We start from the raw sequence: 9,269 nt of genomic DNA, 5'->3' as shown, positions 1-9,269 counted from the left end.
TGGTGGCCGAGGCCCGCACGGAGGACAGCACTGCCGCTGCCCCCGCCACACCGGCCAGCGTCCCCGACCGCTGCCACCAACGACGCGACCGGGGCGCGGTGGCCTCGGTGAAGTCGTCCAACGCGCTGCCGGTGATCCGCAGTGCGTCGCTGTTGAGGTCCTCGGATTGCTCGCTGAGCTCTTCCAGCAGCCGGGTGTCGATGCGCTCTACGCCCATCACGCCCCATCTCTCTCGGCGCCCACTCCGTCGCAGGCACGTCCACAGCCCCTTCGGTGCCACGGCCCCAGCGGATTGCTCGCATCACCCGCGCATCGGCGAGGTTCACCCTCCCGGGTGAACAAGGGGATCCTCGAAGGACCGAAGAAGGCGCGGCCGACGGCCTCCGCGAACTCCCGGATGTCGCACAGTCGGCGGCATCTCGACGATGGGCAGCCGGTTCGTGCTCAGGATTTCGGCAATCGACGCGTGCCGCAGGTACAGGCCCGACATCCGACGCGGTTCTCGTCAGCCAGTGTCCTGATCTCTCCTCTGGCGAACGGCTGGCGTCTGTCATGGATGCCTGTCCACTCACCACGGACAGTGATCGGCGACGGCGACGTTAGAGAACCGTGACGGCGCTTCGCGCATCGCGTCGAAGGGGGCGGTGTCGGTCTCCGGCTGGATGCTGATCGACGGATTCGCCTGCAGAATCCGGATGGCATCGCGCTGCGCGACCAGCATGTCGACCATCCTGGTGATGATCAGGGAAGCGGCCGAGACGCTGGCGACGGAGGAGGAATACGAGCGGACCGCTGCCTTGCGTGAGCGGTACGTGCGCGAGACTTCCGTGGTCATCCACTCCGCTCGGGTCGACGGCATCATCACCCTCGTGTGACCTGAGGTACAGAGGAGGGAGGTGCGTCTGGCCGTCTCACCGAAGCAGGGCGCCCCGGGCCAGGAACGGCCGGCCATCCCCTCGGCGCAACCGCTGAAGCCACGACTCGTCGCCGGGGCCACGCGGGGCGGCAGGACGGATTCAGGGCCGTCCTGCGCATCAACGGCAGTACTCCCCGATTGGTCCGAGCGCCCACCCGTCAGTACCCGTAGCCGTGCGCGTACTCCTTACGGTGCAGAACCCTCGTACGGGTGATGGAGCCTCGGAAGGCTTACGCGACCGCTGGGACGGTGGTGCTCTGAGGCCTCGGGGGACCATGAGAACCGGAACAGAGGATCCCTGGCGCCGCCAGATGATCGGAGTCAGCTGTTCTACGGCTCTGACGTCCCATCGATGCCGGATGCCGTGGGCCACTTGCGACATGGTGGACCGGGCAACGTCCAACCGCCGAAACCCTCTGCCGGCAAAGGCCCCTAATGGGCGGATCCGCCGTACTCGGCGTGCTGGGTATGAACCGCGTGCTCTCGCTCTTCCGCACATGTGGGCGCCGGGAATGCTGTGCGCCGTATGCGAGCAGCGGCCTCGGCTACGATCTTCTCGAACTCGCTCCTGGTCATGACACACAGCCCTTCTGGGGGTGCCGGTGCAGCGGCCGACCGGTTGCTCCGGCGTGAGGACCCGGACCCGGGATCAAGATCCGGTACTCGGTGCGGCCCTCCCACTAGTCATTCGTTGCCGGCCGAAGACTGGATTGGTGGCCGGACGTGCCGCTGGTGGCCAGCTTGCGCGGGCTCAGGTTGAGGTTGTGGGGGCGTTGCCCGCAGGCGGGGCCGGCGCGGGCTTAGATTCAACGGATCAACGCAACGGTGCTGGTTGAGGACGGTATGTATGGCGAAGATGGGTCGGCCGGGGATGTCGGACGAGATGAAGGTTGACTTGTGGCGGCGGTGGAAGACCGGGGAGTCGATCAGTGTCATCTCGCGGCAGATCGGCAAGCCGCCCGGCTCGGTGTTCACCGTCCTCAAGCATCACGGAGGGATCGCTCCCTCACTCCGCAAGGCGCGCGCGGGCAGTCTGACCGTGGGTGCGGGAGGAGGTCTCGCGCGGGCTCTGTGCCGGCGAGTCCTACCGGACTTTGGCCGGCCGCCTGGGGCGTGCGGTGTCGACGATCAGCCGCGAGGTCAACAAAAACGGCGGACGCGACGTCTACCGGGCGATTGCCGCGCAGGAACGGTCGCTCGCTCATGCGAAGCGTCCGAAGCACTGCCTGCTTGCTCGTGAACCCGCTTTGCGGCAGCAGGTGTTGGTCTTGCTGAAGGAGGAGTGGTCGCCTGAACAGATCGTCGGACACCTCCGTCTACATCACGGGACCGACCCGCGCATGCAGATCAGTCACGAGACGATCTATCGGTCGATCTATACCACCCGCTGGAAGGTGGTTCCCCGCGAATTGTGCAAGCGCCTTCGAACTGGCCGCCCGATCCGGAAGAACAAGCGCCACACGGTGAAAGGCCAGTGGCGTTCGCAGATCATCGATGCCCGACCGATCGAGGAGCGGCCCCAAGAGGCGGAGCACCGCAGCGATTTCGGGCATCTGGAAGGCGATCTGATGATCGGCTCGAACAACAGCCAGGTCGCCACTTTGGTCGACAGGAAGTCGCGTTTCCTCACCGTCGTGAAACTCGCCAGCCGTCACACCGCCGTAGTCGTTCCCGCCCTCGCCAAAACCTACGCCCGCATGGACTCCCGACTACACGCCACCCTGACCTGGGATCGCGGCATGGAACTGGCAGCGCACAAGCAGTTCACCGCCGCTACGGGTGTTGACGTGTTCTTCGCAACCCCGCGCAGCCCCTGGCAACGTAGCACCAACGAGAACACGAACAAACTGCTCCGGCAGTACCTGCCCAGGGGGACGAACCTGTCGACGTTCAGCCAGGACGATCTTGACGCCATCGCGACGAAGCTCAACAACCGTCCGCGCAAGTGCCTGGGATTCCGCACACCTGCAGAGAGTGTTGCCTTGACCCGTTGAATCTAAGGCGGCTTCTTTCAGGAAGCTCACTTCCATCTCGAGTTCACGATTGCGCCGTTCGAGCTCCTTCAAGCGAGCCCGCCCAGGCACGGTCAACTCCGTGTCAGGGGTCGGCTCCAGCTGCTTTTCGTGCTTCTTCACCCAGCCGCGGAGGGTCTCCGGGTTCAGGTCAAGGTCTCGGGCAACCTCGGAGATCGTCTTACTCGACCGCAACGCAAACTGGACAGCTTCATCACGGAACTCCGGTGAGTACTTACTTAATGGCGCCACTTCTCCCTCGCTTCCTTGCTACACAGATCCTATTGGACCCATGTCCGGAAACCTCGGGGCTCCTCAGGCGGCCGTGGCCGGCTGGGTGAAGGAGGTGTAGCCGCACCTGGAACCACCGCAGCGGCGCTCGGAACCTGGCTCGTCTTCGAGGACGAGGCCGGGTTCTCGATGACGCCGCCGACTTCCCGCACCTGGGGCCGCCGTGGATCGACCCCGGTCATCCGGGTCCGGGGCCGTTCCCAGCGCCGCTTTTTTATAGCGGCCCTTGCTGCTACAAGCCCGGCGAACGATCCCGTCTGATCTACCGGCCCAGACGGCATACGGATCACAAGAGTGGCGGTCGCAAGAGCTTCGCCTGGACCGAGTACCGCGACCTCCTCATCGCCGCGCACCAGCAGCTCGACGGTCCGATCGTCCTCATCTGGGACAACTTGAACGTCCACAAGGACCGCCGGATGCGGGCCTTCATCGACGCGCACGACTGGATCACCGGCTACCACCTGCCCCCCTACGCGCCTGATCTCAACCCCGTCGAGAGCATTTGGTCGGTTCTCCGCCGGGCCAGCCAGGCGAACACGGCTTTCACCGACCCGGACCACCTCATCCGCAGACTCCGACATGGCCTCCGTCAGATCCAATACCGGAGCGACATCATCGACGGATGCCTCGCCGCGACCGGCCTCACACTCACGACACCACGTCTACAACCTCAGTAACCAGATGGCTGACCCTACTGGCGGCCCGCGCCGCTGATCTTAAGCGGTTCGCCGGACGCCTGGCAGCCGCACCCGCCCTCGCCCTCGCCAGCGGTCTTGGGCGCGCAGGAGCAGGAACCATGGCGCTGGCCGAGCCACCAGGTGCCGGCGGCGAGCACCGCCAGCACGATGGCGAGGGCGGGCAGCCAGCCCACCACCGGCCCCGCGCCGGCCCCGACGACGCCCGCCGTGATCAGGACGGGCAGTGCGCAGCACGCCACGCAGGCCAGCGCGGCCAATCCGCCCAGGGCCTTCGGCGTCTTGTGGGGGCGGGGGTCAGCAGCATGGTCCGGCATGGCGGTTCTCCTCGGCGAGGTGGGTGAAAGGGATGGGGCAGCAGGCACTTGCGGCGCAGACAGTCAGGTCGTTGCAGCCCGCCTCGACGGCCGCGGTCAGGGCGGTGCGGATGGTGGTCAGGTCGGCGATCTTCGCGTCGACCTCGGCGAGCTTGGCCGCGGCGCGCTCCTGGAGTCCTGCCACGGGGCGGCCGTGCCGGTGGCGGCCGGCCTCCAGGAGTTCGGCGACCTCCTCCAGCGTGAACCCGAGGCGCTGGGCGGCCTTGATCACCCGCAGTGCGGTCACCGCGTCCTCGTTGTAAAGGCGGTGGCCGCCGTTGCTGCGGTTCGGCTCGGCCAGCAGGCCGCGCCGCTCGTAGTAGCGCAGGGTCTGGATGTTCACCCCGGCCGCCTCGGCGACCTGGCCACTGCGCAGGCCCGCGCTCACTCCTGCACCCGGTCGGCCGTCCGCGCGGAAAGGGCGTCCAGGACCGTCTCGTGCGCCGGGTCCACGGCGATGTGCAGGCCGATCAGGTCCTCACCGGGGGTGGTGGTGAAGGTGAAGAACGAGCAGCAGCCGCTCTCGCGCGCCACCAGATCCCGGTCCCGCTCCTCAATGCCCGGCCCGTTAGCCAGGTCAAGGCGCAGTCGCAGCGGCTCGGGCCTCGAAGAGGAGGTCAGCCGCTCGGAGAACAGCGCGTCCCACTCCGCGACCCGCAGGGGTCGCTCTTCGGTGGGCAGCGTGCAGGACTGCGGCACCCAAGCCAGATCGCTCATCGCACTCACTCCCGTCGTCACGTCCCCAGAGCGGGGACACCTCCGACGGTAAACCTGTACCTCGGTACCGGTTGCAAGTGTGGGGGCGGGGACGGCCCGGTCAGCGCCGTGCGTTCCCGGGGGCCAGCAGGCTGGGCGTCCGCACCTGTCGCCCCGGCCGGGCGCAGGGCGGTCAGCGCCTGCGCGTTGAGGTCGACCCGATCGATGAGCGCGAGACGTGACACGTCGTCCTGCAGAGCGGCGCGCACCGCGGATCCTCTCCGCCCGGCAGCACCGGTGACCGCTACTGTTCCCAGGCACTTTCCTCTGACGGCCACTCTGCCGCGCCTCCGGCTTCGGCCGCGAACGTCAGGGGGAAGTGCGGTGCGCCTTGCCGTTGCCGGGGTTGCTTCCCATAATCACGCGGCCGGTCGCGCCGTCGGTGCGCACCGCATATCGAGGAGGCTCCATGCGCAAGAGAACACTCGGTCCACTGCTCGTCCTCGTCCTGCTCGTGCCCACCGTCTCGGCTTCGGGCCAGACCCTGTCACCCACGCCGGGGCCGGTGATCACCGCGCGAGCGGCCGAGCAAGCGGACGAGCGACACCCTGCCGACCGGCGCAAGGTGATCCTGGACGCCGACATGGGTGAGCTGAACGATGACGCGGTCACCATGTTCATGCTCGCCAAGCATCCCTCGGTGGACCTGCTGGGCGTGACGGTGGTCAGCGGCAACACCTGGGTCGAGGAAGGCACAGCGGACGCGCTGCGCCAGCTCGAACTGATCGGACGCCGCGATGTCCCGGTCGTCGCAGGCGCGGGCGAGCCGCTCATGCCCGGCCGCAAGGTGCGGCTGGCCGCCGAGAACGCCCTGTACGGCAAGGCCCCTTGGGCCGGGGCGTTCGACAGCCCCCGTCCTCCCGCGTACGACCGGCTCCCCCGCCCGCCCTACGGCGGCTATCCCAGCACGCACCCCAGCACCTCGGCCGCCGCGGACTTCATCGTGAACCAGGTGAAGCGCTATCCGCGCCAGGTCACGTTCTTGGAGGTGGGCCCGGCGACCAATCTCGCGCTGGCGGTACGCACGCACCCGGAGATCGTGCCGCTCGTCAAGGAAGTCATCTACATGGGCGGAGCTTTCGACAAGCCGGGAAACATCACGCCCGCGGCCGAGTTCAACTGGTGGTTCGACCCCGAGTCGGCGCGCATCGCACTGCGGACACCCTTCCCGAAGCAGACGATCGTGCCCGATGACGTCTGCGTGAAGGTGCGCTACACCAAGGCCCAGTATGACGCGATCACCGCGGGAGCGCCGACTCCCGTCAAGACGATGTTCAAGGACCTTCAGGGGCCGATGTTCGCGGCAGACCCGCGGCGCAGCACCTTCCTGTGGGACGCGCTGACGGCCGCGGTCTTCCTCGACCCCCAGGTCGTCAAGACATCGCAGAGTCGCTATGTCGATGTGGATGCGTCCTTCGGTCCGGACTACGGGCGGGCGCTGGGGTACGGGCTGGACGAGTTCTCCGCGCCCGCGAACCCGGTGGGCACCCAGCGGGCGACGCTCATCCTGGACCTGGACATGCAGCGATTCTGGGACCTCTACATCGGTCTGCTGCGACGGCCCTGACGGCCGTCCGGAGCGATCTGCCGTCATCCAAGGTGATTCGGTGCGATCCGGTGCGTCCGGCCTCTTGCGGTTGCGTGCGTTGCTTCTCATAATCTCGTAACCCCGCCGCAACACGAGTTGCCAATTCGTGTTGCGGCATCCGGACCCTCCCATTCCATGACCGTTCCAGGAGCCGCACCATGGCAACACGGCAGGACGTGGCCCAACTCGCGGGCACCTCCCCCTCGGTCGTCAGCTACGTACTCAACAACGGGCCCCGCTCGGTCGCTCCGGCGACCAGGGAACGGGTACTGGCGGCGGTGCAGCAGCTCGGATACCGGCCGAACGCCGTAGCCAGGTCGCTGCGCATGAGCCACACCATGACGCTCGGTCTGGTCGTTCCCGACGCCGCGAACCCCTTCTTCGCGGAGCTGGCCCGCGCTCTGGAGGACCACGCCTGGGCAGCCGGATACACGCTCCTGGTCGGCAACAGCGTGGACGATCCACAGCGCGAGGCGGGGTACATCAGGACCTTCGTCGACCGGCAGGTGGACGGGCTCGTCCTCATCCCCTCGCACGGTGACCAGCCCTGGCGGGCCGAGTTGGCCCGTTCCGGAGTGCCCAGTCTGGTCTTCGACCGTGAACTCGACGGTGTGGAGACCTCGTACGTACTGGTCGACAACGTGCGCGGCGCCCAGGAGGCGACCGACCACCTGCTGGCCCACGGGCGGCGCCGGGTCGGCTGCATCGCCGGGCCGCTCGGCATCCATCCCACCGTCGACCGTGTGGCGGGCTGGCGCAGCGCCCTGGAGCAGGCCGGGCTCAAGGCCGGGTCCGGTTCCGGCGGCCGCACCGGCTGGGAGGCCTGCCCGGACGCCGCGCCACTGCTGCACGGTTCCTTCGGTCGGCTGGACGGCTACCGGTCGGGTCGCGCTCTGCTCTCACGCGACCGTTCCGTCGACGCCCTGTTCGTCACCTCCGACGAACAGGCCGCCGGAGTGCTACGGGCCGCGACCGAACTGGGGCTGTCGGTCCCCGATGACGTGGCCGTGGTCTCGTTCGACGGGATAGCAGCCGGCGCCTACACCTGCCCGGCGCTGTCCACCATGCGTCAGCCCTTCGAAGCCCTCGGACGCACCGCCGTCCAGCGGCTGCTCGACCGGATGAAGGACCCGGACCTGGCGCTCAGCCGGGATGTCCTGCCCGTGACCCTGCTGGCCCGCGGCTCCTGCGGTTGCCCCGATCCGGCAGGCGGAGAACACAGCGATGAAAGCGGCGGAGCACAGCGATGAATGAACGACTGATCGTAGTCGGCAGCCTCAACATGGACCTGTCGGTCACCGTCCCCCGTCTCCCCCGGCCGGGGGAGACGGTCTCCGGCGCCGATGTGGTGCGCGGCCCCGGCGGCAAGGGCGGCAACCAGGCGGTGGCCGCGGCCCGGCTCGGCGCGGCGGTCCTGATGGTCGGACTGCTGGGCGACGACGCCCACGGTTCGGAGCTCCGGGCCGCCCTGGTTGCCGAGGGCATCGACGACCGGGCGGTGGCCTCGGTCCCGGACACGTCCTCCGGGCTGGCACTGATTGTGGTCCAGCACGACGGGGAGAACACCGTCACCCTGTCCCCCGGCGCCAACCGGCGCCTCGACGAGGCCACCTTGTGCACGCTCACCGGCGGCAAGGCCGCCCAACGCTCTGACACCGTGCTGCTCCAGCTCGAAGTGCCGTTGCCCTCCGTATTGGCCGCGGCCCGCGCGGCTCGCACCGCCGGAGCGCTGACCGTACTCAACGCCGCTCCGCTGCCCGAGCCCAGCCCGCTGCTCTCCCACCTGCTGCGGGAGACCGATGTCCTTGTCGTCAACGAGACGGAGGCAGTCGGCCTGCTCGGCCCCCCCTGCGCCGCTGCCGGAACGGTCCCGGACGAGGAGTGGACGGCACGCGCGCAGAAGCTCCGGCTGCTGGGGCCCGCAACCGTCGTGATCACCCTCGGCGCGGCCGGCGCGGTCGCCGCCGACGCGGCAGGTCTCCACACGGAACCGGGCTTCAAGGTCGACGCGGTCGACACCGTCGGCGCGGGCGACGCCTTCTGCGCGCAACTCGCCATCGCACTGGGCCTCGGCCGCCCGCTGCCCGGGGCCGTGCGTCTGGCCTGCGCAGCGGGCTCCCTGGCGGCCACCCGGCACGGCGCCCAGCAGTCGCTCCCTTCCCGGGCCGAGGTCGACGCGCTGGTGGTGGACGCCGATCCAGATACCGGTATCGGTGCGGGTACAGATACGGAGGCGCGCCATGCGTCCTGACGGGCTGTGGCACCCCCGGCTGTTGCATCTGATCACCTCGCTCGGCCACGGCGACCTCCTCGTGGTCGCCGACCCCGGACTTCCCGTCCGGCCGGGAACCGAGACCGTGGACCTGGTGTGGCAGCGCGGCGATCCGCCGTTCCTCCCGGTGCTGGCCGCTGTGCTCCATGAGCTTGTGGTCGAGCACGCCAGCGTCGCCCAAGAGGCTCGGGACCCAGCCCTCCTGGATGGTCTCGACCGCCAGTTCGCCGGCATCAGCGTCGACCGGGTACCGCACGACCGGCTGAAGGAACTCACCCTCGGTGCCCGCGTGGTCGTCAGGACAGGCGAGGCCACCCCCTACGCCAACGCGGTACTCCGCGCCGGCGTCCCGTTCTGACCCCGACGCCCGACTCGACGCCAAA

At 68.6% G+C, this 9,269-nt stretch carries 10 protein-coding genes and 5 pseudogenes; 9 read left to right on the top strand and 6 right to left on the bottom strand.

Annotation, left to right across the window (positions count from 1 at the left end):
- Both C6N31_RS13350 and C6N31_RS13345 read right to left on the bottom strand, forming a co-directional pair.
- Positions 1–217 (bottom strand): annotated as a pseudogene (locus C6N31_RS13350) (ferritin-like domain-containing protein); the annotation flags it as partial.
- 351 nt (positions 218–568) lie between these two features.
- Entirely contained in the window at positions 569–730 is a 162-nt protein-coding gene (locus tag C6N31_RS13345; RefSeq protein ID WP_187145158.1) for a hypothetical protein, read from the bottom strand.
- Here C6N31_RS13345 and C6N31_RS13340 point away from each other — a divergent pair.
- The 4 genes and pseudogenes from C6N31_RS13340 (at position 720) to C6N31_RS13335 (ending at position 2,910) form a co-directional block, all read left to right on the top strand.
- Positions 720–875, top strand: a complete 156-nt coding sequence (locus C6N31_RS13340) for a hypothetical protein (protein ID WP_187145157.1) — start codon at positions 720–722, stop codon at positions 873–875. The two genes, C6N31_RS13345 and C6N31_RS13340, sit on opposite strands and share 11 nt — an antisense overlap.
- An 888-nt stretch (positions 876–1,763) precedes the next feature.
- Positions 1,764–1,862: pseudogene (locus tag C6N31_RS47120) on the top strand (hypothetical protein); the annotation flags it as partial.
- A 97-nt stretch (positions 1,863–1,959) separates the two neighbouring features.
- A pseudogene (locus C6N31_RS46075) lies at positions 1,960–2,019 on the top strand (hypothetical protein); the annotation flags it as partial.
- Between the two features lie 15 nt (positions 2,020–2,034).
- Positions 2,035–2,910 (top strand): IS30 family transposase, encoded by an 876-nt coding sequence (locus C6N31_RS13335; RefSeq protein ID WP_307811363.1) that lies wholly within the window; start codon positions 2,035–2,037, stop codon positions 2,908–2,910.
- 87 nt (positions 2,911–2,997) lie between these two features.
- On the opposite strand, the pseudogene C6N31_RS46070 reads toward C6N31_RS13335, so the two are convergent.
- A pseudogene (locus tag C6N31_RS46070) lies at positions 2,998–3,180 on the bottom strand (transposase); the annotation flags it as partial.
- Between the two features lie 15 nt (positions 3,181–3,195).
- On the opposite strand from C6N31_RS46070, the pseudogene C6N31_RS13330 reads away from it, so the two are divergent.
- Positions 3,196–3,896: pseudogene (locus C6N31_RS13330) on the top strand (IS630 family transposase); the annotation flags it as partial.
- Between the two features lie 14 nt (positions 3,897–3,910).
- Here the strand turns inward: C6N31_RS13330 and C6N31_RS13325 are convergent.
- The 3 genes from C6N31_RS13325 to C6N31_RS13315 are packed head-to-tail and all read right to left on the bottom strand — an operon-like array spanning position 3,911 to position 4,987.
- Positions 3,911–4,231, bottom strand: coding sequence for a hypothetical protein (locus C6N31_RS13325; protein ID WP_198357580.1), 321 nt, complete (start codon positions 4,229–4,231; stop codon positions 3,911–3,913).
- Positions 4,212–4,658, bottom strand: coding sequence for a MerR family transcriptional regulator (locus C6N31_RS13320; RefSeq protein WP_198357579.1), 447 nt, complete (start codon positions 4,656–4,658; stop codon positions 4,212–4,214). Before C6N31_RS13320 ends, C6N31_RS13325 begins: the two co-directional genes overlap by 20 nt.
- Complete coding sequence (locus C6N31_RS13315) at positions 4,655–4,987, bottom strand: hypothetical protein (protein ID WP_198357578.1); 333 nt, start codon at positions 4,985–4,987, stop codon at positions 4,655–4,657. The genes C6N31_RS13320 and C6N31_RS13315 overlap by 4 nt, the downstream gene beginning before the upstream one ends.
- Positions 4,988–5,435: 448 nt before the next feature.
- On the opposite strand from C6N31_RS13315, the gene C6N31_RS13310 reads away from it, so the two are divergent.
- The 4 genes from C6N31_RS13310 (at position 5,436) to rbsD (ending at position 9,244) form a co-directional block, all read left to right on the top strand.
- Positions 5,436–6,593 carry a nucleoside hydrolase gene (locus C6N31_RS13310; RefSeq protein ID WP_198357577.1) on the top strand — a complete coding sequence of 386 codons (1,158 nt, stop codon included), beginning with the start codon at positions 5,436–5,438 and terminating at the stop codon, positions 6,591–6,593.
- A 179-nt stretch (positions 6,594–6,772) separates the two neighbouring features.
- Positions 6,773–7,864, top strand: coding sequence for a LacI family DNA-binding transcriptional regulator (locus C6N31_RS13305; RefSeq protein ID WP_138354437.1), 1,092 nt, complete (start codon positions 6,773–6,775; stop codon positions 7,862–7,864).
- Positions 7,861–8,865, top strand: coding sequence for a ribokinase (locus tag C6N31_RS13300; RefSeq protein ID WP_138354436.1), 1,005 nt, complete (start codon positions 7,861–7,863; stop codon positions 8,863–8,865). Before C6N31_RS13305 ends, C6N31_RS13300 begins: the two co-directional genes overlap by 4 nt.
- A complete protein-coding gene (gene rbsD, locus C6N31_RS13295) occupies positions 8,855–9,244 on the top strand; it encodes a D-ribose pyranase (protein ID WP_138354435.1) in 390 nt (129 codons plus the stop codon). Before C6N31_RS13300 ends, rbsD begins: the two co-directional genes overlap by 11 nt.
- Positions 9,245–9,269 lie beyond the last annotated feature (25 nt).

The organism is Streptomyces fildesensis (assembly GCF_016107395.1).
In the GTDB taxonomy this organism is placed as follows: domain Bacteria; phylum Actinomycetota; class Actinomycetes; order Streptomycetales; family Streptomycetaceae; genus Actinacidiphila; species Actinacidiphila fildesensis.
This window is presented reverse-complemented; position numbering and strand designations above follow the sequence as displayed.